Here is a 22,999-nt window from a genome sequence, read left to right as displayed (position 1 = left end):
CCATTTTACTGCAACGCAGTAAGTGGACGCAGAGCAAATCTCGTAGGCGATTGCTCCGGCGGCTTCGCTGCGACGCTCGCGCCGGCGCTGTGCCCCCTTCCCCGCGCTACGCGCAGAATCCCTCGATCAGCGCCGCCACCTGTTCGGGCTGGTCGTGGTGCACCATGTGCCCCGCTTCGTCGATGAACTTCTCGCGCCAGTCGGCAAATGCCTGGAAACGCGCCTTGAATTCGTCGAGCGGAATCTCGCCGGCCAGTGTCGCGAGCGTCGGCGAATTGGCGGCTTCGACATGCAGCACTTTCGCGCTCACCTTGCGCCAGACGGCCATGACCTCGTCGAGCCGGTACAGCGTCGGGCCGCGCAGTTTGTGCGCCGGGTCGGCGAGCAGCATGAAACGCCCTTCGCCGTCGGGCTTCGACCAGTGCTTCGCGAGGAACTCCGCGCGGGCCGGGGCGAGCCGCGGATTCGTCTTGATGAGGCGCCCGGCGACCTCGTCAAGCGACGCGTAGCGCTTGAGTTGCGGCGGATCGCGCGACTCGTCGAGCCAGTTCTGCAGACGCTTCGGGGCTTGCGCCGGGTGCGCGGGCGCGAGTCCGAAGCCTTCCAGATCGACCACCCGCCGCACGCGCTCGGGGCGCGCGCCCGCATACAGGCAGACGACGTTCGCGCCGAGGCTATGCCCGACGAGATTTACCTGGCCGGTCGGCGCGTAGTGGTCGAGCAGCGCGTCGAGATCGGCGAGGTAATCGTGGAACCAGTAGTGGCCGCCGCCGCTTTGCGCCACCGGCCAGTCGGACAGGCCAAAGCCGCGCATGTCCGGCGCGATGACCTGCCAGTCGCCGCCGAGCGCATCCACGACGAACTGGAACGACGCGGCGACGTCCATCCAGCCGTGCAGCATGAACAGCATCGGCGCGTCGGGATGGCCCCAGCGCCGCACATGCAGACGGATGCCTCGGACGGCGACGAACTCGGAGCGGGAAGTATTCATGGTCGGATGCCCGCCAAAAAAGAATGATCGTTCGATTATAACGAGATAGGCCGACGATGGGCGGCGCCCGAGTGCGGACTAACTCAGTCGCGTGGAGACGCCCTACTTTTGCGGATCGTCCACGTCGAGGCCCGCCAGCGCCGCCAGTTCGGCGAGTTCCGCGTCGTCGAAACCTGCATCGCGGCGCGCCTCGAAATTGAACGGACCACGCAATTTCGGCGCGTGATACTGGTCGGCGAGGCGCGTGTAGGTCGTGTGCGGGTCCAGCCCGCCTTCGTCGCACAAATGACGAAACCAGCGATTGCCGATCAGCACGTGGCCGATTTCGTCGCGCAGAATCACGTCGAGAATCGACGCCGAAGCGTCGTCGCCCGCCTGCTGCAGACGCGCGCGAATCGGCGGCGACGCATCGAGGCCGCGTGCTTCGAGCGTGCGCGGCACGAGCGCCATGCGCGCGAGCACGTCGCCACGGGTGCGCTCGCACATGTCCCACAGGCCGTCGTGCGCGGGAAAGTCGCCGTACGCATGGCCGTAGTCCGCGAGCCGCGCGGACAGTAGCGAGAAGTGGTACGCCTCTTCGGCGGCGACTTTCAGCCAGTCGGTGTAGAAAGCGGCGGGCATGCCGGCGAAGCGCCACACGGCGTCGAGCGCCAGGTTGATGGCGTTGAATTCGATGTGGGCGAGCGCGTGCAGCAATACCGCGCGACCTTGAGGCGATTGCATGCTGCGCCGCCCGAGCTTGCGCGGCTCGACGAGTTCCGGACGTGCGGGCCGGCCGGGCAATTCCGGCGGTTCGTCGAGCGTGATATTGGCGGTACACGGCAGGCTGCCGTCGAGCACTGCCGCGTAGAGCGCGCGCGCGGCGTTTGCCTTGGTCGCCGGATCGGGTTCGCGCAGCGCGGCAAGGGCCGTTGTGCGTGCGCAAAGCGCGTCGTCGCCCATGTCAGACGCGGACTGAACGGACAAAGCGGACGAAGCGGACGAAGCGGACGAAGCGGCGGACATCATGGCAGCGTAATCGGTAGAGGGAAGTGAGAGCGACGGAGGTCGACGGACGTTTGAGGGCAGCGCGCGCCTGTCGCGGGCAAACAGCAAACGGAGCTGGCGTCGGTCGGGTCGCAAGCGCAGTTGCAAGCGCTTACAGGTCTGACGGCATGGCCGCACTGGCCGCTTCTGTCCGCACGCTGCAACACCATGCGACGGCAACCCGCCAGACCCACCAACCGCGCCCACCACCCCGCATATCGCACGAAGCGGCCGAACCACACAACCGTTTACAATACTCGATTCGACGCTCGCGAGAGCCCAAAGCGCCTCGCAGCAGCCAACGAAGAGCCGTCAAACCCGACACGCCGCGAGCCGTCCGCACGCCCGGCGACCGATCCGACCGATCCACGAGGAGACAACGTGACCATTTACAAGCTTGGCGACGCCGCACCGAACATCCACGAAAGCGTGTTCGTCGCGGATTCCGCGACCATCATCGGGAACGTGACGCTGGGGGAAAATTCGAGCGTCTGGTTCGGCGCGACGCTGCGCGGCGACAACGAGCCGATCACGCTCGGCGCGGGCAGCAACATCCAGGAAAACGCGGTGCTGCACACGGATCCGGGCTTTCCGCTGACCATCGAGGCCAACGTGACAATCGGGCATCAGGTCATGCTGCACGGCTGCACGATCAAGGAAGGCGCGCTGATCGGAATTCAGGCGGTGGTCTTGAATGGCGCGGTAATCGGCCGCAACTGTCTGGTCGGAGCGGGCGCCATCGTGACCGAAGGCAAGGTGTTTCCCGACAATTCGCTGATTCTCGGCGCGCCCGCGAAAGTGGTGCGCGAACTGACCGACGCGGACATCGCCAACATGCAGCGCGGCACGGCGAGTTACGCCGAGCGCCGCGAGTATTTCAAGGCGCAGCTCGTGCGTATCGGCTAACCGGCCGGGCGCGCGGCGCGCACGGCGTGTGCAGGGCATCTCGCCGTGCCGCGCCATTCGACAGAGGAAAAGTTGTGAGCGACCAGTTGCAAAAATTCATGTTCAGCGCGGCGCCGGTGCGCGGCGAAATCGTTTCGCTGCGCAATACATGGCAGGAGGTGCTGACGCGCCGCCAGTATCCGGCGCCCGTGCGGACGATTCTCGGCGAAATGATGGCCGCGTGCGCGCTGCTGTCCGCGAATCTGAAGTTCGACGGCACGCTGATCATGCAGATTTTCGGCGACGGCCCGGTCAAGATGCTGGTGGTTCAATGCAGCTCCGACCTGTCGATGCGCGCCACCGCCAAACTTTCCGGCGACGAAGACAGCGTGATCGGCGAGACGACGTCGATGATCGAACTGCTCAACGCAAGCGGTCACGGCCGCTGCGTGATCACGCTCGATCCGCGCGACAAGAAGCCCGGGCAGCAGCCGTATCAGAGCATCGTGCCGCTGTCGGGCGAAAACGGGCCGCTCGAGTCGATGGCCGAAGTGCTCGAGCACTACATGCATCACTCCGAGCAGCTCGATACGCGCCTGTGGCTCGCGGCCAATTCGGAGCGCGCGGTCGGCATGCTGCTGCAAAAACTTCCCGGTGACGGCGGCATCGTCCCGCATCCCGGCGAACTCGACGCGGATACATGGGAGCGCGTCTGCACGCTCGGCGGCACGCTGTCGCAAGACGAACTGCTGAAGGAAGAACCGGAGACGGTGTTCCGGCGCCTCTTCTGGCAGGAGAACGTCCAGCATTTCGAGCCGGCCAGCGCCCGTTTCGAATGCACCTGCTCGCGCGAAAAAGTTGGTTCGATGCTGAAGATGCTGGGTCGCGACGAAGTTGACGGCGTGATCGCCGAGCGCGGCCACGTCGAGATTCATTGCGAGTTCTGCAATCAGCGGTACGAGTTCGACCCCGTCGACGTGGCGCAACTTTTTTTCGCCAATGCACTCTCACAAGGTGTGACGCCGGCCGCTGAACAACGGCATTGAAGCGGTCGGCGGGTGGGCGCTTTGCGGGTTCGTTTAATGTCCGCAGAGCGTCCGCTTTGTGTCTGCTCAATGTCCGCTTAGGCTGCGCTGACGTATCGACCGATCGAGATTCAACATGAGCATTCCCACTTCATTGCCGCGTCCCGCGCGCACGCTCGCCGTGTTGACGGCGCTCGCCGGTCTCACCGCATTGACCGGTTGCATGATGGACCCGCCGGGTCCCTCGCCCATTTATAGCCGGCTGCCCGCCGACCAGTCGGGCATGGCCAGCACCGCACAACCGCTGACGCCGGCCGAGCGCGAGCGTTACGACGCAATCGACCGGCAGGTCATGGCCGAGCAGAACCAGGCCATCGCCGCCGAAAACGCCGCGCAAGCGTGGTCGCGTTATTACAGCCCGCGTGTGCCCGTCAGCGTGTACGGCAGCTACTACGGCGGTGGATGGGGACACGGCTGGGGCACCGGCGTCGGCATCGGCTATGGGTCGTACTGGGGCTGGTGATCCAGTGGCAGGTGCAATGCCGTAGAGCCGTCGTTCCGGTCGCCGAATGTGCGGCCCAAAAATGCAAAAAGGCGCGGTTCACAGACCGCGCCTTTTTTTGTCTACGTCGTTTCCCGCACCTGACCTTACGCGCCCCAAGCGCTACTGAACCACCATCACGCCGCGATCGACGCCCCACTCAGTGCGCCGGCTTCTTCTCTTTCGCCGCCTTGCTGCCGTGCTTACGCTCGGGCTTCGCGCGCGACTCCGGATTCGGCACCACGTGCAGCGGCGCAGCCGAAACCTCGCCGCGTGTCGACGCAGTAGTCGACGGCGCGTTCGCCGTCGGCAACGGCGCATTCGGCGACACGAACTGCACGAACACTTCGCCGTCCTTGACCATGCCCATCTCGTAGCGGGCGCGCTCTTCGACGGCAGCCGTGCCGTTCTGCAGATCCTGCACCTCGCCTTGAATACGCTCGTTGCGCAGCTTCGCGTCGGCGTTCTTTTGTATCTGCTGCGCGAGCTGCTGCTGCAGTTCGTGGACGCGCAACCACCCGCCGTGGCCCCACCACAGCGGGTACTGGATCAACGCCAGCAGAACGATCAGTACAGCAGTGACGAGCCGCATGAAGTAAGCACAATAAATACGCGCCGCCCTGCGCTTTACGCAGGGCGGCGAGGTCAATCAGCCACGAGGAAGAACCGGCTCATCGGTCAGCGCTAAAAAGTCCACTCAGAACCATTAGCGCAGATTGTAGAACGCCGACTTGCCCGGATAGCTGGCGATATCGCCGAGGTCTTCTTCGATACGCAGCAACTGGTTGTACTTCGAGATGCGGTCCGAACGCGACAGCGAACCCGTCTTGATCTGGCCGGCGTTCAGGCCGACGGCGATGTCCGCGATCGTCGAGTCTTCCGTCTCACCCGAGCGATGCGAGATGACAGCCGTATAGCCCGCGCGCTTCGCCATTTCGATTGCGGCGAACGTTTCGGTCAGCGTGCCGATCTGGTTGATCTTGATGAGGATCGAGTTCGCGATGCCCTTCTCGATGCCTTCCTTCAGGATGCGCGTGTTGGTGACGAACAGATCGTCGCCGACGAGTTGAATCTTCTTGCCGAGCTTTTCGGTCAGGAGTTTCCAGCCTTCCCAATCGCCTTCGTGCATGCCGTCTTCAATCGACACGATCGGGAACTTGTCGGCCAGCGTCGCGAGATAGTCGGCAAATTCCGCCGACGACAGTTGCAGGCCTTCGCCGGCCAACTGGTACTTGCCGTCGTGGTAGAACTCGCTCGCCGCGCAGTCGAGCGCGAGCAGCACGTCTTCACCGGCGCGGTAGCCGGCTTTCTCGATAGCTTGCAGGATGGTCGACAGGCACTCGTCGTTGCTGCCGAAGTTCGGCGCGAAGCCGCCTTCGTCGCCCACTGCCGTGCTCATGCCGCGGTCCGACAGAATCTTCTTCAGCGCGTGGAACACTTCGGCGCCGCAGCGCAGTGCTTCGCGGAAGGTCGGCTGGCTGACCGGCACGATCATGAATTCCTGGATGTCCAGGCTGTTGTTCGCGTGCGCGCCGCCGTTGACGATGTTCATCATCGGCACCGGCAGTTGCATCGCGCCCGAGCCGCCGAAGTAGCGGTAGAGCGGCAGGCCGGCTTCTTCAGCAGCAGCCTTCGCGACGGCCATCGAAACAGCCAGCATCGCGTTCGCGCCGAGGCGCGACTTGTTGTCCGTGCCGTCGAGTTCCAGCAGCGTCTTGTCGAGGAAAGCCTGCTCGGAAGCGTCGAGGCCCATGATCGCTTCGGAGATTTCGGTGTTGATGTGCTCGACAGCCTTCAGCACACCCTTGCCGCCGTAGCGGCCGGTTTCGCCGTCGCGCAACTCGATTGCTTCGCGCGAACCGGTGGACGCGCCCGACGGCACCGCGGCGCGGCCCATCGTGCCCGACTCGAGCAGTACGTCGCATTCGACGGTGGGGTTGCCTCGCGAATCGAGAATCTCTCGACCGATGATATCTACGATAGCACTCATGGTTTCCTCAAGAAATGACGATGAATTCTTTACAGCGACACGGTGTCGATATGCAAGCCGGCACGCGGCGAACGCGTGAATCAGTTGAAATCGCTTTCGAGGAACGGCGTGCGCTTGACGGCCTGATCGAGCGTGACGAGCGTCTCGAGCAGATCGGCCATGCGATGGAGCGGCACCGCGTTCGGACCATCCGACTTCGCTTCTGCCGGATTCGGGTGCGTTTCCATGAAGAGACCGGCGACGCCGACCGCCACGGCCGCACGCGCGAGCACCGGCACGAATTCGCGCTGACCGCCCGAGCTCGTGCCCTGCCCGCCCGGCAACTGCACCGAATGCGTGGCGTCGAACACGATCGGCGCGTTGGTTTCGCGCATGATCGCGAGCGACCGCATGTCCGACACGAGGTTGTTATAACCGAACGACACGCCGCGCTCGCATGCCATGAAACGGTCTTCGGAAAGACCCGCCTCACGCGCCGCGTCGCGCGCCTTGTCGATCACGTTCTTCATGTCGTGCGGCGCGAGAAACTGGCCTTTCTTGATGTTGACCGGTTTGCCCGAACGCGCGCACGCGTGAATGAAGTCGGTTTGACGGCACAGGAAAGCCGGCGTTTGCAGCACGTCCACCACTGATGCGACCTGCTCGATTTCGTGCTCCGCGTGAACGTCCGTCAGCACCGGCAAACCGAGCTGACGCTTCACTTCCGACAGGATGCGCAAACCTTCGTCCATGCCGAGACCGCGAAACGACTTGCCGCTGCTGCGATTGGCCTTGTCGTACGACGATTTGTAGATGAACGGAATGTTCAGCTTCGCGCAGATTTCCTTCAGGCGGCCCGCGGTGTCGATCGTCATTTGCTCCGATTCGACGACACACGTGCCCGCGATCAGGAAAAACGGCTTGTCGAGCCCGATTTCGAAATCGCCCAGTTTCATGCTTTCTCCCCGACTTCGCTCGCGACGCGCGACTGCTGATGCGCGAGCGCGGCTTCGACGAACGACTTGAACAGCGGATGGCCGTCGCGCGGCGTGGACGTGAATTCCGGGTGGAACTGCACGCCGACGAACCACGGGTGCATGCTGCGCGGAAGTTCCATCATTTCCGGCAGATCTTCACTCGGGGTACGGGCGCTGATGATAAGACCACCGGCTTCGAGCTGGGGCACGAAGCGGTTATTGACTTCATAACGGTGACGGTGACGCTCGTTCACGTCCTTGCCGTAAATCTCTTCGGCCATCGTGCCGGGCTTGATCGGGCAGCGTTGCGAACCGAGGCGCATCGTGCCGCCGAGGTCGGATTCTTCCGTGCGCTTTTCGACGCGGCCTTCGCGGTCGTACCATTCGGTGATCAGCGCGACCACGCGGTTCGGCGTTTCCTGATCGAACTCGGTGCTGTTCGCGTCTTTCAGCGCGACCACGTCGCGTGCGAATTCGATCACGGCCAGTTGCATGCCGAGACAGATGCCGAGATACGGCACCTTCGCTTCACGCGCATAGCGGATCGCGGCGATCTTGCCTTCGGTGCCGCGACGGCCGAAGCCGCCAGGCACGAGCACGGCGTCCAGATGCTTGAGACTTTCGACGCCCTGCGTCTCGATCTCTTCCGAATCGATGTACTCGATGTTCACGCGCGTGGACGTATGCATGGATGCATGACGCAGCGCTTCGATCAGCGACTTGTACGACTCCGTCAGATCGACATACTTGCCGACCATGCCGATCGTGACTTCGTGCTTCGGATTCTGCAGCTTCTCGACGAGTTCGGCCCACATCGACAGATCGGCCGGCTTCGGCGTGAGCTTCAACTCTTCGCAGATGATCGCGTCGAGACCCTGATCGTGCAGCATCTGCGGAATCTTGTAGATGCTGTCCGCGTCCCACACCGAAATAACGGCGTCTTCGGGCACGTTCGAGAACATGGAGATTTTCGCGCGCTCGTCGTCCGGAATGCGGCGGTCGGCGCGGCACAGCAGCACGTGCGGCGAGATACCGATTTCGCGCAGCTTCTGCACGCTGTGTTGCGTGGGCTTGGTCTTCAGTTCGCCGGCGGTGGCGACCCAGGGCACCAGCGTGAGGTGCACGAAGCACGCGCTGTTGCGGCCCATGCGCAGACTCATCTGACGCGCGGCTTCGAGGAACGGCAGCGATTCGATATCGCCCACCGTGCCGCCGACTTCGACGATCGCGACGTCCGGTTCGCCGCAGGTAGCGGAAGCTGCCCCACGCTCGATGAACGCCTGGATTTCATTCGTGATGTGCGGAATGACCTGCACCGTCTTGCCGAGATAATCGCCGCGGCGTTCCTTGCGGATCACCGATTCGTAAATCTGGCCCGTGGTGAAGTTATTGGCCTTGCGCATCTTCGTGCTGATGAAGCGCTCATAGTGGCCGAGGTCGAGGTCGGTTTCCGCTCCGTCTTCCGTCACGAACACTTCGCCGTGTTGAAACGGGCTCATCGTGCCGGGGTCGACGTTGATGTAGGGATCGAGCTTGAGAAGAGTGACTTTGAGACCGCGCGATTCGAGGATCGCGGCGAGGGAAGCGGCGGCAATACCCTTGCCGAGGGAAGATACTACGCCGCCGGTGACGAAAACATATTTGGTCATCGCTGGATGCTCGCGGGAAAAACGGATTATACCGTAAAGCAGGGTCTCAACCCCAGCAAAATGCGACCGCCCGCGGCAGGCCGATGCGCCGCGCGAGCCACGGCGATCGACGCGCGCCGCCTCAGCCGCGCTCGCTCAGTTCGCGCAACATCCGCTGCACGGCGCGCGCGGTTTCGATCGGCTTTTCCATCGGAAACAGATGGCTGCCCTCGATCCATTCGATGTGCCCGCCCGTCGCCCGGCGCGTCGCGCTCAAGCCGACCTGGCGAACTTCCTTCGAGCGCGTGCCGCCGATGAAACCCACCGGCACCGGCGCGCCGCGCGCGAGCCGCGCACCGAGCGTGTGCGGCAAGGTCCGGTAGATCTGATATTCGATCCGGCGATCGAACGCGAGACTGCGCGAGCCGTCGTGCGAGACCTGCGGAATGCCGAACTCGATGTAGTCGGACAGCATGCGCTCGTCCCAACGCGCGAACGCGGGCTTCGAATGGAAATGCCGCCACGCCTCGTCGCGGCTCGCCCAGTGCGTGCGGCGCGTGCGGGTCGCGGCCGCGGGCGACAGCCGCTCGTCGAGCCCGGTGAATTGCGACACGCGCAGGATGCTGCTGCGCCAGCCGGCGACCACCGGCGAATCGAGCATCACGACGCCTCTCACCCACTGCGGCTTTTTCAGCGCGGCCATGAGCGACAGATAACCGCCCAGCGAATGGCCGACGAGCCACACAGGCTGCTCATACGTGCGGCCGATGTCGTCAATCAATTGCTCGACGAGATGCGGCCAATCCTGCGTCACCGGAAAGCGCGGATCGTGTGCGATGCGTTCGATGTAGCGCACGTCGTAGTCGTCGGAGAGCTCGGCGAAAATCGTCCGGTAAGTCGAGGCCGGAAAGCCGTTCGCGTGCGAAAAATGAATGATGTTTTTCAACTGCGGTTATCTCCGTTCTGTTTTCGTTTTCGCGCGGCGGGTGAAGCGGTGCGGCATCTCGAAGGTATGCCGCAGTGTTCGCGGGTGCGCTCGTGGCGGCGCTTGTTGTCTGGCCGTCTGGCTGTCTGGCTGTCTGGCGGCACTGGCCATTTTCAGCCTCTCCTTTTGCGATGCGCCGATGTCCGCTGTCACGATCTGCGAACGTCGAGCGAACGTTGAGCGAGCATTCATCGATCCGTCCAGTAGCGCCGCTGCGTGTCGCGATAACGCTCGACCGTGAGCGCGGCGTCTGGCGCATGCGGAGCCTCGCGCGCGGCGAAGTAAGGATCGACAAGCACGCGCACCGCGCCGTCCGAATCGCTCCTGCCCAACTCGATGTGCCGCGCCGAATAGCGCGCCAGCACGCCCGCACTGGGATGATGAAACCGGTTGCGATAGCCTACCTGAAATAGCGCGACGAGCGGGTCGATAGAATCGAGGAACGGTTCAGTGGATGAGGTCTTGCTGCCATGATGCGGGACCACGAGCACCTGAGCGCGAAGCATCTCGCGATCGCGCGAAAGCAGCACGCGTTCGGACGGGGCCTCGATGTCTGCGGTTAGGAGCGCGGCGAGGGGCGTGGCTTGGGGTTGGGGGGTTGGTCCCGCGGTCGATGCGCCGGTCGGTGCGTTGGTCGATGCGCTGTTCGGTGCTGTGTTTGATGCGCTGGTCGGTACGCTGCGCACCGAGCTATCCGTATCACCCGTGCCATCCACGCGCGCACTCTCCGCACCGCTGCGCACGGCACCACGCAATTCCGACGCAACCGCCACCGGCAACGCACTCACGCGCAGCACGCAGCAATGCGCGTTCGGCTTGCCTTCCAGCGGCCCGGGGTCGGGCCAGAGCATCGCGAACTCGACGCCATCCCACTGCCACCGCTGACCCGCCGCGCACGGCCATGTGTCTGCGCCGCGTTGCCGCGCGTTCGCCCATAGCGCGTTGGCAGGCGCGAGCGCCGCGACCATCTGACGAACCTCGATGGCATCCAGCACGGCCGGCGCGCCGCCCGAATGATCGGAATCGGCATGGCTGATGATCAATGTATCGAGCGCATTCACGCCATGCGCTCGCAAATACGGCACCACTACCCGCTCGCCGGCATGCGTCGATTCGGGCCCCGGCCCGGCATCGAACAGCAGCGCGTGATGCGCGGTCTCGACGAGCACCGACGTGCCCTGCCCCACATCGAGCGCGGTCAGCCGGAAGCTGCCGTGCGGCGGCCCGGACGGCGCGGGCACGACGAGCGGCAACCAAGTCAGCGGCGCGGCCCAGCGCAACGGCCAGCCGCGCGGCGCAAGACACCAGAGCACGCCGGCCGAGGCGGCGGCGAGCGTCCATGCATTCGGCTGCGGCAGCCACCAGAGCACCCAACGCGGCCCGGACAGCCGTTGCAATCCCGCAATCATCACCTCGAGCAACGCGTGCGCGATGCGCCATGCGTAGGCATCGAGCGGCGCGGGCAACACGACGCCGGCCAGCACCGACGGCGTGACCAACACGCTCACCCACGGAATCGCGAACGCATTCGCGAGCGGGCCGATGAGCGGAATCTGGGCGAACCAGTAGACCGTCAACGGCGCGAGCGCGAGTGTGACAGCGAACTGGACATGGGCGGCGCCATGGAGCCGCTCGCCGAACGCACGAATGCGCCGTGCGGCGGCTGTGCGAAAGCGGCACAAGGGCAACGAGGGCGATAAGTGCGACAACCGGGACGCGCGCGATAGGCGGAACAACCGCGACAAGCCTAACGATCGCAACGCGTGTGACACCCGCGACGAGCACGATAGGCGCAACAACCGCGATACGTCGAACAACTGCAACGCGCGCGACAGCCGCGACGAGCGCGATAACGGCAACACGCCCAATAAGCCCAACAACCGCGGCACGCGGGACAAACGCAACGACCGCCACAAGCCAGTTGGCCCCGACGACGCCGCCAACACCCCTCCCGCGCCACCGCCATCGTCGTCGATCTCATCCATATGCTGCTCACGGCCCCACACCCGCGACCGCCCCGACGTCGCAAAAAGAATCGCCGCCACCGCGCAGAAGGACAACCAGAATCCCGCCGACACCACCGCCCACGGATCGATCAGCACCACGAGTCCGAGGGCCCACGCGAGCACGGCCGAGCGCGGCACATTGCGCCCGCTTACGTAGGCGAGCGCGACGACGCTTGCCATCCACAACGCGCGTTGCACGGGCACGTTGAAACCGGCCAGCGCCGCGTGCAGCGCGGCAAACAGCGCGCCGCCCGTCACCGCGACGATTTGCGCTGGCAGCCACAACGGCCAGTTGCGGCCGATCCATCCCGAGCGCCGCCAGAAAGCGCCCGCGAGCCAGGCGGCGATCCCCGCGGCAAAGCCGATATGCAAGCCCGAAATCGCCACGAGATGACTTGTGCCGGTGGCGCGCATCAGTTGCCAATCGGCGTCGCTGATCTCGTCCTGTGCGCCGATCGCCAACGCGACGACGATGCCGCGATGCGGCGCGCTGCCAAGCACCGCGTCGATTCGTGCCCGCAGCGCCGCGCGCCAGCGGTCCACGGTCACGCCGACACCGCGCGCGTCTGGCCGCAACCGCACCGCCTGCGCCGCCGCGCTGACATAGCCGGTGGCGCGCACATTACGCGCGAGCAGCGCAGCTTCCGCATCGCGCAGACCGAAGTTCGCATTGCCGTGCGGCCGTTTCAGACGCACGCGCAAACGCCAGCGCTCGCCGGGCCGAAGCGGCGGCGGAGCTTCGTCGGCAATCCATGCAAGCTGAATGACGCGAGGAAAGATGACCGGCACCGACGGCGGCGGTCCCGCTTCGTGTGAGTCCACCGACTCGACATCGAACAGAAAACGCGCGCCGTTATCGTCGCGCGCGGGCAATCCTTTGATGCTGCCGGTCACGTCGATGTCGCGGCCTTCCCACGCGAGCGGCAAGCTTGGAGCAAGCCGCGCGTCGGCGCGCCACGCGGCATAGCCGAAGCCCGCGCCCCAGGCCACACAACAGACCGCGCACCAACCGGCGAAAGAACGCCAGCGCCGCAAGGTCCAGTGTGCGACCGCGCTGTAGTCGCCGCCCGCGTCGCACTCGTCCGGCTGAATCTCCGCCCGCCGACGCACCCCCCAGATAGCAACAGCCGACGCCGCACACGCCAACGACACCAGCAAGCACCCGCCTCTCCAACCCGGCAACTCAGCCTGCTGCTGCAGCCAGATCACACCCAACGCAAACCCACACCACCATGCACGCATCCGCCCTCCGCCCGCCATCCACCGGACGAAACAACGAACACCCGCTCAACGCGCCGCGCAACGCACAGGCATGCCGGGACGTGTGTCTCGCCCGGCGCGAACCACTCACGAACCACTAAAAATCAATGGCTTCGATTATGCAGAGGAAAGTGCGAGCCGCGGCAGCGCGGCGAGCGCGTTAGCCGTTGTGCCTAGGGCGGTCTCGTCGACGGCCATGCCGCGCAATTGCGCGAGCCCCGCGCCGATGGCTGGAATCTGCTCGGGCGAGTTGCGCTGTTTGTAGATCCAGGAGGGTGGAATGTCGGGCGCGTCGGTCTCGACCACGAGCGCGTCGAACGGCAACTGTTCGGCGAGGCGCCGAATCTGCCGCGCGCGCTCGAACGTCAGATTGCCGCCGAAGCCGAGATGCATCCCCTGATCGATGTAGGCCTGCGCCTGCTGGAAGCTGCCGTTGAACGCATGCGCGATGCCGCGATGAATCTGGTGCCGGCGCAGTCCCTTGATCACCTGGTCCTGCGATTTGCGCACATGGCAGATCACCGGCAGATCGAATTCCCGCGCGATCTCAAGCTGGCCGTTGTAGAAGAATTGCTGCCGGGCGTCGTCGAGGCCGTCGACGAAATAGTCCAGACCGATTTCGCCGATGCCGACAAAGCGCGGATCGTCGAGACTCGCCTCGATTTCCGCGCGCAGCAGTTCGAGGTCGCCGTCCTGCGCGGAGGGCGTGAAGAGCGGATGAATCCCGAGCGCGTACGCGCCGCCTTCGAAGCGATGCGCCAGTTCGCGCACGGTCGCGAAGTTCTGCCGGCCGATTGCGGGAATCACGATACGCCCGACGCCCGCGCCTCGCGCCGCCGTCGCGACGTGCTCGCGATCGGCGTCGAATTCGGAAGCGTCGAGATGGCAGTGCGTATCGATCCACATGACTTGCCTCGCTAGCTGAGGAATTGAGTGAGCAAATGAGCCGCAGAGCAACAGAACGCTTTAAACGGAACGCGGCGCTGACTGGAACTAAGCGAACCTGGCAAACCCGTCCGCCACGCCCCTACTCCGCCCCGCCTCGCCGTCACACCGGCACGGGCGGCTCTTCGTACAGAACGCCGTCGCGCAGCCGCATGATACGGTCGCACCGGCCCGCGAGTTCCGGATCGTGCGTGACGATCACGAAGCTCGTTTCGAGCGTTCGCGACAGTTCCAGCATCAGGTTGAACACCGTATCCGCGGTGCCGCCGTCGAGGTTGCCCGTCGGTTCATCGGCGAGAACGCACGCCGGTTTCGTGACCAGCGCCCGCGCGATCGCCACGCGCTGACGCTCGCCGCCCGACAGTTCGCCCGGCCGATGTTTCGCGCGATGCGCCATGCCGACGCGCTCCAGCACCGCGAGCGCCTCGCGGCGCGACGCTTCGGTTGTCATGCGGCGAATTCGCAGCGGCATCGCGACGTTGTCGAGCGCCGAAAATTCCGGCAGCAAATGATGAAACTGATACACGAAGCCGAGCGCGCGATTGCGCAGGTCGTTGCGCTCGCGCTCGGAGAGTTTCGTGAACGGCTTGCCCATCACCGAGACGTGGCCCGCGCTCGGATCGTCGAGACCGCCGAGCACATGCAGCAGCGTGCTTTTGCCCGAACCCGACGCGCCGACGATCGCGAGTTTCTCGCCGCGCCGCACGCTCAACTGCGTGTTGTTCAGCACCTGGACATTCAGACCGCCCTGCACGAACGACTTGGAAATGCCGGTCGCTTCCAGCACGTAGGGATGCGGCGTCGTTTCCTGAGCGGTCATGGGTAAAGTTGCGGAACGGTCATTCATAACGCAGCGCCTCCGCGGGACGGACTTTGGCGCCGCGCCAGCTCGGGTAAAGCGTGGCCACGGCCGACATCAGGAATGCAATGATGCCGATGCGCGCGACGTCGGCGGGAATCAGTTCGGACGGCAACTCGCTGATGAAATACACCGACGGCGGCAGGAACTGCACGCCGAACGCATGCTCGATCATCGGCACGAGCCACGGGATGCTCCACGCGATCAGGCAACCGAGCGCAACGCCGGTCGCCGTGCCGATAAAGCCGATCGTGACGCCCTGCACGACAAAAATCTTCATGATCGAACGCGGCTGCGCGCCGAGCGTGCGCAAGATTGCGATGTCGGCCTGCTTGTTGGTCACCGTCATCACCAGCGACGACACCAGATTGAACGCCGCCACCGCGATGATCAGCGTAAGGATGATGAACATCATGCGTTTTTCGATCTGCACCGCCGAGAACCAGGTCTTGTTCTGCTGGGTCCAGTCGCGGATATACAGGTCGCCGGAGAGACTGCGCGCGAGTTGATGCGCGACTTCGGGCGCCCGCTGCATGTCGGCGAGGCGCAGCCGCACGCCGGTCGGCGCGGGCAGCCGGAACAGCGCCTGCGCGTCCTTGATGTTGATGAGCGCGAGCGTGCTGTCGTACTCGTAATGCCCGGACTCGAAGATGCCCACCACCGTGAACTGCTTCAGGCGCGGCAGCATGCCGGCCGGCGTGATGGTGCCTTCGGGCGCGACGAGCGTGATCTTGTCGTTGACGGCGACGCCCAGGTTGGTCGCGAGATCCGCGCCCAGCACGATGCCGAATTCGCCCGGCACGAGGTCCGTCAGCTTGCCGCCTTTCATTTCCTTGCCGATGTCCGAGACCTGCGGCTCGAGCGCCGGTTCGATGCCGCGCAGCGCGACGCCGCTCACCGCGTCCTGGCGTGTGAGCAGCGCCTGCGCTTCGACATAGGGCGCGGCGCCGATCACTTCCTTGTTCTGGCGCGCTTCCTGAGCGGTCAGTTGCCAGTTGGGCATCGACCCGGTCGGCGAGAAAATTTCGACGTGCGCGAGCACCGACAGCATCCGGTCGCGCACTTCTTTCTGGAAGCCGTTCATCACGGACAGCACGACGATCAGCGCGGCCACGCCGAGCGCGATGCCCGACATCGACACGAGCGCGATAAAGGAGATAAAACCGTTGCCGGTCGTGCGTTTGCCGGCGCGCGTGTAGCGCCAGCCGATCTGCCATTCATAGGGAAATTTCAAGCGAGTCCTTTTCTGCGTTCTTCGGCCACCGTTCTTCGGCCACTCCTGCCGCCGGGGCAGCCGCTGCCGCGCTGCTGCGGTTGCTTGCGATTGCCCGCGGTTGCGCATGGTTGCGTGGCCCGAGTGTCCTGATCATTGGTGTCGCGGCAATGCGGATGGTTCCAGTCTGGTCTGGCTGCGCAACTCCGCGCCAGACTCCACCCCGTATCGCCGATGCCGCCACCGTCAATCAAGCGCGAAGTTTGCCATACAATGCCGCGCCGCCGCGTAAAGGGACGGGTGACGAGCGACGGTTCGGTGAGGTCCGCGCGGTTGACGCGTGGGCGCGGTTGACCGGTTGCCGCAGTTGACGTGTCGCTGCGTGGACGCGTTGCCGGAGTTGACGCGTTCCCGCGGTGCGCCGTCTTGCGCGTTCACCGCCTTCGCCGCAAAGCGCCCTGCGGCGATCCCTCACGAGCCCGCCGCGGCGCAAATGCTCCCGCTGTCCGCCAGCCGCTCTACGCCCGCCCCAGCGCAAATGCTCCCGCCGTCCGCCAGCCGCTTCACGCCCTCCGCGACGCCAACGCCCACGCCCGCCATCCGCCGCGCCAATCGAAATCGCCGCACGCTTTGCCCTACAATGCGCAGCATCATGCACGCCAACCGCCTCCATCTTCTGCTTCCTTTCGCGCTGCCTGCCGCAGCCGATGCCGCCACTGCTCTCCACGACATCCGCAGCCCCGCCCTCGACCGGCTGATCGCGCGCGCGACGCTCGTGGAACGCGTGATCGGCGAGGATTTCCAGCGCACGCTGCCGCATGAACGGTGGATCGCTCGCCAGTTCGGCGCTTTATCGACCGGCGCGACGAGCGCGACGAGCGCGACCGACGCGACCAGCACGACCCGCCCCGCCGACGCCACCAATGCAAGCCCGGCCGCCGACGAAGCTCCGCTCGCCCCGTACATGCTGCGCGCCGACGGCGGCGATCCCGGCGACGCCACCTGGGCCTGCGTGCAGCCGGTGCACGTGCGCATCGCGCATGACCATCTGGTGCTGATCGATCCGGCGTCGCTCGAACTCTCGGACGAAGAAGCCAGCGCGCTGCTCGCGGTGGCGCGGCCGCTCATCGAAGAACTCGGCGTGCGAATCGAGGCGCCGAATCCCACGCGCTGGTATCTGTCCGGCGACGGCTTCGGCACGCTCGCCGGCGCGTCGCCGCTGCGCGCGAGCGGCCGCAACATCGAAATCTGGTTGCCGCACGAAGCGCATTCCGGCGAGCGCTCGCGCGCGTGGATGAAGCTGCAGAACGAAGTGCAGATGGCCTGGTTCGAGCATCCCGTCAACGAGGCGCGTGAAGCGCGCGGCCTGCCCGCCGTCAACTCCATCTGGTTTCATGCGCAAGGCGCGGCGCGTCCTGTGCAAAGCCCGTTCACGCAAGTTTTCTCCGACGCCGCCGCCACGCGCGGCCTCGCGATGACGGCCGGCGCGCCGGTCGCGGCACCGCCGGCGTCGTTCGCGGCGCTGGCGTCGTCGGCGTCGTCGCCGTTGGCTAAAGACGCCGGCAGCGACAACAACGCGACGCTCGTCGAGCTCGATCCGTTCTCGGCGCCTTACATCGAACAGGACTGGGCCCGCTGGAACGCGGCCTTCGCGTCGTTGCAGGGCGACTGGATCGAACCGGCGCTCGCAGCGCTCGAATCGGGCGCGCTCGCGCAACTCGGCCTGACGCTATGCGGCGACACTGGCTCGGTGACGCTCAGCATCACACGCGGCGATCTGCGCAAGTTCTGGCGGCGGCGCGTGCTCGCATCGCTGTTCATCGAATGATCGACCGCACGATCTAACGTACCCACGCCCCTATCGACGCACCAACCGACGCCCCTTCACAATGACCCGAATCGTTACGCGCGCCTGTTCTCCCGTCGACGCCGAAATCCTCGTGCGCCACGGCCTGCATCCGGTGCTCGCGCGCCTCTATGCGGCGCGCGGCGTGCGCCTGCCCGACGAGCTCGAAACCGGCCTCGCGCGCCTCGTGCCGCCCGCCGCGCTCAAGGGTTGCGACGAGGCCGCCGCGCTGCTCGCCGACGCCATCCAGCAGAAGCGCCGCATGCTGGTCGTCGCCGATTACGATTGCGACGGCGCCACCGCCTGCGCAGTCGCGGTGCGCGGGCTGCGCATGTTCGGCGGCAAGATCGATTACCTCGTGCCGAACCGCTTCGAATACGGCTACGGCCTGACGCCGGAGATCGTCGCGCTGGCCGCGCAAAGCGCGTCGGGCAAGCCGGAACTGCTGATCACCGTCGATAACGGCATCGCGAGCGTGGACGGCGTGGAAGCGGCGAACGCGCTCGGCATCGACGTGCTCGTCACCGATCACCATCTGCCCGGCGACCAGTTGCCGGCCGCGCGCGCCATCGTCAATCCGAATCAGCCGGGCTGCGAGTTCCCGAGCAAGTGCATTGCGGGCGTCGGCGTGATGTTCTATGTGCTGCTCGCGTTGCGCGCGGAATTGCGCCGGCGCGGCGCGTTCGGCGACGACTTTCCCGAGCCGCGTCTGGACGGCCTGCTCGATCTGGTCGCGCTCGGCACCGTCGCCGATGTCGTGAAGCTCGACGGCAATAACCGCGTGCTCGTCGCGCAAGGTTTGCAGCGCATCCGCAAAGGCAAGATGCAGCCGGGCATCGCCGCCCTCTTTCGCGCGGCCGCTCGCGACGCGCGCAACGCGTCGGGCTTCGACCTCGGCTTCGCGCTCGGTCCGCGCCTGAACGCGGCCGGACGGCTGTCCGACATGTCGCTCGGGATCGAATGCCTGACAACCGACGACATCGGCCGCGCATGGGAACTCGCGCAGCAGCTCGACACGATGAACCGCGAGCGCCGCGAGATCGAAGCCGGCATGCAGCAGCAGGCGCTCGACGACCTCTCGTCGATCGACCCCGACGGCGCGACCACCATCACGCTGTTCAATCCGGCGTGGCATCAGGGCGTGATCGGCATCGTCGCGGGACGGCTGAAGGAGAAGTTTCACCGGCCCGCGTTCACGTTCGCGCTTGCCGACGACAGCGGCCAGCTCGTCAAAGGCTCGGGGCGTTCTATCGCGGGCTTTCATCTGCGCGATGCACTCGATCTGATATCGAAGCGCGAACCCGGCATGATCGTCAAGTTCGGCGGCCACGCGATGGCCGCGGGCCTCACGCTCGCGACCGCCGACGTGCCGCGCTTCACGGCCGCGTTCGAAGCGGTCGGCCGCGAATGGCTGAGCGACGACGCGCTGTCGCGCACCGTCGAAACCGACGGCGAACTCGAGGACGCGTATTTCACGCCGCAATTCGTCGACATGCTCGACGCCGCCGTGTGGGGCCAGGGCTTTCCGGCGCCGGTGTTCTCGGGCGAATTCGACGTTGCCTCACAGGCGCTCGTGAAGGACAAGCACCTCAAGCTGCAACTGATGCGCGGCCGCCAGCGCTTCAACGCGATCTGGTTCAACCACACGGACACGCTGCCCGCGCGCACCACGGTCGCGTACCGGCTCGCGAGCGATACGTGGAACGGCGTGTCGCGCGTGCAGTTGATCGTCGAGCATGCGGTGAGCTAGCACGCTCGTCAACGAACTGCCGCGGCAGTGCACGCCCAACTCGCGCCCAACTCTCACACAGCGCGCACCGCGTCGAAAATCTCCGCAAAATCAACCGCAAACACGCGCCGGATCGCCACGAGGCCTCCGGCGCGGCACGCCGATCGGCTATAATTTCCCCTTTTTACGAAGCCACAAAGATCGACATGGAAGCGGAACGTCTCAACGCGATCGAAGCCTCTCTGGCGGACCTGCGCACGCGCGCGGCCGACCTACGGGGGTATCTTTGACTACGACGACAAATCTCGTCGTCTGATCGAAGTCAACCGGGAACTCGAAGACCCGGACGTCTGGAACGACTCGAAACACGCCCAGGCGCTCGGCCGGGAAAAGAAGCTGCTCGACGACACGGTCGGCAAACTCACGTCGCTGCACAACGACTTGCGCGACGCGCAAGACCTGTTCGAGATGGCGCGTGAAGAAGGCGACGACGAAACGCTCGTCGCCTGCGAAGCGGACGCGCAAGCGCTCGAGCAGCGCGTGGCCGACATGGAATTTCGCCGCATGTTCGCGAACCCCGCCGACCCGAACAACGCGTTCCTGGACATCCAGGCCGGCGCGGGCGGCACCGAGGCGTGCGACTGGGCCGCCATGCTGCTGCGCCAGTACCTGCGTTATTGCGAACGCAAGGGCTTCAAGACGGAAGTGCTCGAGCAGACCGACGGCGACGTCGCGGGCATCAAGAACGCCACCATCAAGATCGAAGGCGAATACGCGTACGGCTTTTTGCGCACCGAAACGGGCGTGCACCGCCTCGTGCGTAAATCGCCGTTCGATTCTTCGGGCGGGCGTCATACATCGTTCTCGTCGGTGTTCGTGTATCCGGAAGTCGACGATTCGATCGAAGTGGACATCAACCCGGCCGATCTGCGGATCGACACGTACCGCGCGTCCGGCGCGGGCGGTCAGCACATCAACAAGACCGATTCCGCGGTGCGTATCACGCACATGCCGTCGGGCATCGTCGTGCAATGCCAGAACGACCGCTCGCAGCACCGCAACCGCGCCGAAGCCATGGCCATGCTGAAATCGCGCCTGTACGAAGCGGAAATCCGCAAGCGTCAGGCCGAGCAGGACAAGCTCGAAGCCGGCAAGACCGATGTGGGCTGGGGTCATCAGATCCGCTCGTATGTGCTGGACAACAGCCGCATCAAGGATCTGCGCACCAACGTCGAAATCAGCAATACGAAGAGCGTGCTCGACGGCGATCTCGATCCGTTTATCAGCGCAAGCCTGAAGCAAGGCGTCTAAGCGACAACCGGCGCGGCACGCACAGCCGCGCCGCCTCTTTTTATTGCCTGAGGTTTTTCACCGACTGGCTGTTCGCAAGCGGCTCGACCCACGCGGACCACGAACACCAAGACCATCATGAACGAACCGATCCAACCGAACCTCGTGCCCGAGGTGGACGACAACAAGATCATCGCGGAGCGCCGCGAAAAGCTGCGCGAATTGCGCGAGCAAGGCGTCGCCTATCCGAACGATTTCCGTCCCACGCATCACGCCGAAGATCTGCAGGCGCAATTCGAGCACACCGACAAGGAAGCGCTCGAAGCGAATCCGCTCGAAGTCGCGATCGCCGGCCGCATGATGCTCAAGCGCGTGATGGGCAAGGCGAGCTTTGCGACCGTGCGCGACGGCTCGGGTCAGATCCAGTTCTTCATCACGCCGGCCGACGTCGGCCAGGAAACGTACGACGCCTTCAAGAAGTGGGACATGGGCGACATCGTCGCGGCGCGCGGCGTCCTGTTCCGCACCAACAAGGGCGAGCTGTCGGTGCGCTGTACCGAACTGCGTTTGCTGTCGAAGTCGCTGCGTCCGCTGCCCGACAAGTTTCATGGCCTGTCGGACCAGGAAATGAAGTATCGGCAACGCTATGTCGATCTGATCGTCACGCCGGAAACGCGCAAGACATTCGCCGCGCGAACCAAGGCGATTTCGTCGATCCGTAAATTCATGGCGGATGCCGGCTTCATGGAAGTCGAAACGCCGATGCTGCACCCCATTCCCGGCGGCGCGGCGGCCAAGCCGTTCACCACGCATCACAACGCGCTCGACATGCAGATGTTCCTGCGCATCGCACCCGAGCTGTATCTGAAGCGTCTCGTGGTCGGCGGCTTCGAGCGCGTGTTCGAGGTCAACCGGAATTTCCGTAACGAGGGCGTCTCCGTGCGCCACAATCCGGAATTCACGATGATCGAGTTCTACGCGGCCTACACCGACTACAAGTGGGTGATGGATTTCACCGAGCAGTTGATCCGCCAGGCCGCCATCGACGCATTGGGTACAGCCACCATCACGTACCAGGGGCGCGAGCTGGATCTGGCGAAGCCGTTCCACCGTTTGACGATCACGCAGGCCATCCAGAAATACGCGCCGCAATACACGAACGAGCAGCTCGCCGACAGCGCGTTTTTGCGCACCGAGTTGAAGAAGTTCGGCGTGGATGCGTCGCAGCCGCAGTTCCTGAACGCGGGCGTGGGTTCGCTGCAACTCGCGCTCTTCGAGGAAACCGCCGAGTCGCAGTTGTGGGAGCCGACGTACATCATCGACTATCCGCTCGAAGTGTCGCCGCTCGCGCGCGCGTCGGACAAGGTCGAGGGCATTACGGAGCGCTTCGAGCTCTTCATTACCGGCCGCGAGATCGCCAATGGCTTCTCGGAGCTGAACGATCCGGAAGACCAGGCCGCGCGCTTCAGGAAGCAGGTCGACCAGAAAGACGCCGGCGACGAAGAAGCCATGTTCTACGACGCGGACTATATCCGCGCGCTCGAATACGGCATGCCGCCGGCGGGCGGCTGCGGCATCGGCATCGACCGTCTGGTGATGATGCTGACCGACAGCCCGAGCATCCGCGACGTGATTCTGTTCCCGCATCTGCGTCGCGAGGACTGAAGACTGCGGTTTTTGCTTGCGGTTGGTTTGTGGAAACGCCCGGCTCGATGTCGGGCGTTTTCTTTTGCACGCGCCGCATTGGGCGCCGTTTGTAACGATAGGTAAAAGCCCCGCTGCCCACAGCCGTCGCACGACGGCTTTCCGGCAAATCGTTACAAT

18 protein-coding genes are annotated in these 22,999 nt (G+C 64.9%); 7 read left to right on the top strand and 11 right to left on the bottom strand.

Annotated elements, in window-relative coordinates; genetic code table 11:
* Nucleotides 1-106: 106 nt before the first annotated feature.
* Both C8K18_RS02555 and C8K18_RS02550 read right to left on the bottom strand, forming a co-directional pair.
* Nucleotides 107-991, bottom strand: a complete 885-nt coding sequence (locus C8K18_RS02555; RefSeq protein WP_029967461.1) for an alpha/beta fold hydrolase — start codon at nt 989-991, stop codon at nt 107-109.
* Between the two features lie 102 nt (nt 992-1,093).
* A complete protein-coding gene (locus C8K18_RS02550) occupies nt 1,094-1,999 on the bottom strand; it encodes a ferritin-like domain-containing protein (protein ID WP_107706564.1) in 906 nt (301 codons plus the stop codon).
* A 399-nt stretch (nt 2,000-2,398) separates the two neighbouring features.
* Between C8K18_RS02550 and C8K18_RS02545 the strand changes: the two genes are divergently transcribed.
* The 3 genes from C8K18_RS02545 to C8K18_RS02535 all read left to right on the top strand — a co-directional run bounded on the left by C8K18_RS02545 (nt 2,399) and on the right by C8K18_RS02535 (nt 4,450).
* The gene (locus tag C8K18_RS02545) at nt 2,399-2,923 is read left to right on the top strand and encodes a gamma carbonic anhydrase family protein (protein WP_029967466.1); all 525 of its coding nucleotides are present in this window, start codon (nt 2,399-2,401) and stop codon (nt 2,921-2,923) included.
* 74 nt (nt 2,924-2,997) lie between these two features.
* Entirely contained in the window at nt 2,998-3,948 is a 951-nt protein-coding gene (hslO, locus tag C8K18_RS02540) for an Hsp33 family molecular chaperone HslO (protein WP_006051293.1), read from the top strand.
* Between the two features lie 115 nt (nt 3,949-4,063).
* A complete protein-coding gene (locus C8K18_RS02535; RefSeq protein WP_029967468.1) occupies nt 4,064-4,450 on the top strand; it encodes a hypothetical protein in 387 nt (128 codons plus the stop codon).
* A gap of 178 nt (nt 4,451-4,628) precedes the next feature.
* Here C8K18_RS02535 and ftsB read toward each other — a convergent pair whose 3' ends face one another.
* The 9 genes from ftsB to C8K18_RS02490 all read right to left on the bottom strand — a co-directional run bounded on the left by ftsB (nt 4,629) and on the right by C8K18_RS02490 (nt 16,331).
* Nucleotides 4,629-5,060, bottom strand: coding sequence for a cell division protein FtsB (ftsB, locus tag C8K18_RS02530; RefSeq protein ID WP_107706563.1), 432 nt, complete (start codon nt 5,058-5,060; stop codon nt 4,629-4,631).
* A gap of 114 nt (nt 5,061-5,174) precedes the next feature.
* On the bottom strand, nt 5,175-6,458 hold the full coding sequence (gene eno / locus C8K18_RS02525; protein ID WP_053858435.1) for a phosphopyruvate hydratase: 1,284 nt from the start codon (nt 6,456-6,458) through the stop codon (nt 5,175-5,177).
* Between the two features lie 80 nt (nt 6,459-6,538).
* Nucleotides 6,539-7,393: a 3-deoxy-8-phosphooctulonate synthase gene (gene kdsA / locus C8K18_RS02520; protein ID WP_029967470.1), complete on the bottom strand. Its 855-nt coding sequence runs from the start codon at nt 7,391-7,393 to the stop codon at nt 6,539-6,541.
* Nucleotides 7,390-9,063 (bottom strand): CTP synthase, encoded by a 1,674-nt coding sequence (locus tag C8K18_RS02515; RefSeq protein ID WP_006051288.1) that lies wholly within the window; start codon nt 9,061-9,063, stop codon nt 7,390-7,392. Before C8K18_RS02515 ends, kdsA begins: the two co-directional genes overlap by 4 nt.
* Before the next feature lie 121 nt (nt 9,064-9,184).
* On the bottom strand, nt 9,185-9,988 hold the full coding sequence (locus C8K18_RS02510; protein ID WP_006051287.1) for an alpha/beta fold hydrolase: 804 nt from the start codon (nt 9,986-9,988) through the stop codon (nt 9,185-9,187).
* Nucleotides 9,989-10,215: 227 nt separating this feature from the next.
* Nucleotides 10,216-13,275, bottom strand: coding sequence for a ComEC/Rec2 family competence protein (locus C8K18_RS02505; RefSeq protein WP_107706562.1), 3,060 nt, complete (start codon nt 13,273-13,275; stop codon nt 10,216-10,218).
* Nucleotides 13,276-13,410: 135 nt separating this feature from the next.
* Entirely contained in the window at nt 13,411-14,199 is a 789-nt protein-coding gene (locus tag C8K18_RS02500) for a TatD family hydrolase (protein ID WP_107706561.1), read from the bottom strand.
* A gap of 142 nt (nt 14,200-14,341) precedes the next feature.
* On the bottom strand, nt 14,342-15,085 hold the full coding sequence (lolD, locus tag C8K18_RS02495) for a lipoprotein-releasing ABC transporter ATP-binding protein LolD (RefSeq protein ID WP_029967476.1): 744 nt from the start codon (nt 15,083-15,085) through the stop codon (nt 14,342-14,344).
* Nucleotides 15,078-16,331: a lipoprotein-releasing ABC transporter permease subunit gene (locus C8K18_RS02490; RefSeq protein WP_006051283.1), complete on the bottom strand. Its 1,254-nt coding sequence runs from the start codon at nt 16,329-16,331 to the stop codon at nt 15,078-15,080. The genes lolD and C8K18_RS02490 overlap by 8 nt, the downstream gene beginning before the upstream one ends.
* A 619-nt stretch (nt 16,332-16,950) precedes the next feature.
* Between C8K18_RS02490 and C8K18_RS02480 the strand changes: the two genes are divergently transcribed.
* The 4 genes from C8K18_RS02480 (at nt 16,951) to lysS (ending at nt 22,840) form a co-directional block, all read left to right on the top strand.
* Complete coding sequence (locus C8K18_RS02480; protein ID WP_107706558.1) at nt 16,951-18,138, top strand: regulator; 1,188 nt, start codon at nt 16,951-16,953, stop codon at nt 18,136-18,138.
* Nucleotides 18,139-18,199: 61 nt separating this feature from the next.
* Nucleotides 18,200-19,906: a single-stranded-DNA-specific exonuclease RecJ gene (gene recJ, locus C8K18_RS02475; RefSeq protein ID WP_107706557.1), complete on the top strand. Its 1,707-nt coding sequence runs from the start codon at nt 18,200-18,202 to the stop codon at nt 19,904-19,906.
* A 185-nt stretch (nt 19,907-20,091) separates the two neighbouring features.
* Nucleotides 20,092-21,196 (top strand): peptide chain release factor 2 gene (prfB, locus tag C8K18_RS02470; RefSeq protein WP_107706556.1). Its coding sequence is split into 2 segments (ribosomal slippage): nt 20,092-20,172 and nt 20,174-21,196, totalling 1,104 coding nucleotides; the frame shifts between segments, so codons are not numbered across the junction.
* A gap of 117 nt (nt 21,197-21,313) precedes the next feature.
* Entirely contained in the window at nt 21,314-22,840 is a 1,527-nt protein-coding gene (lysS, locus tag C8K18_RS02465; protein WP_107706555.1) for a lysine--tRNA ligase, read from the top strand.
* The last annotated feature ends 159 nt before the right edge of the window (nt 22,841-22,999 follow it).

Source organism: Paraburkholderia sp. GV068 (assembly GCF_003058125.1).
GTDB classification, from domain to species: Bacteria; Pseudomonadota; Gammaproteobacteria; order Burkholderiales; family Burkholderiaceae; genus Paraburkholderia; species Paraburkholderia graminis.
This window is presented reverse-complemented; position numbering and strand designations above follow the sequence as displayed.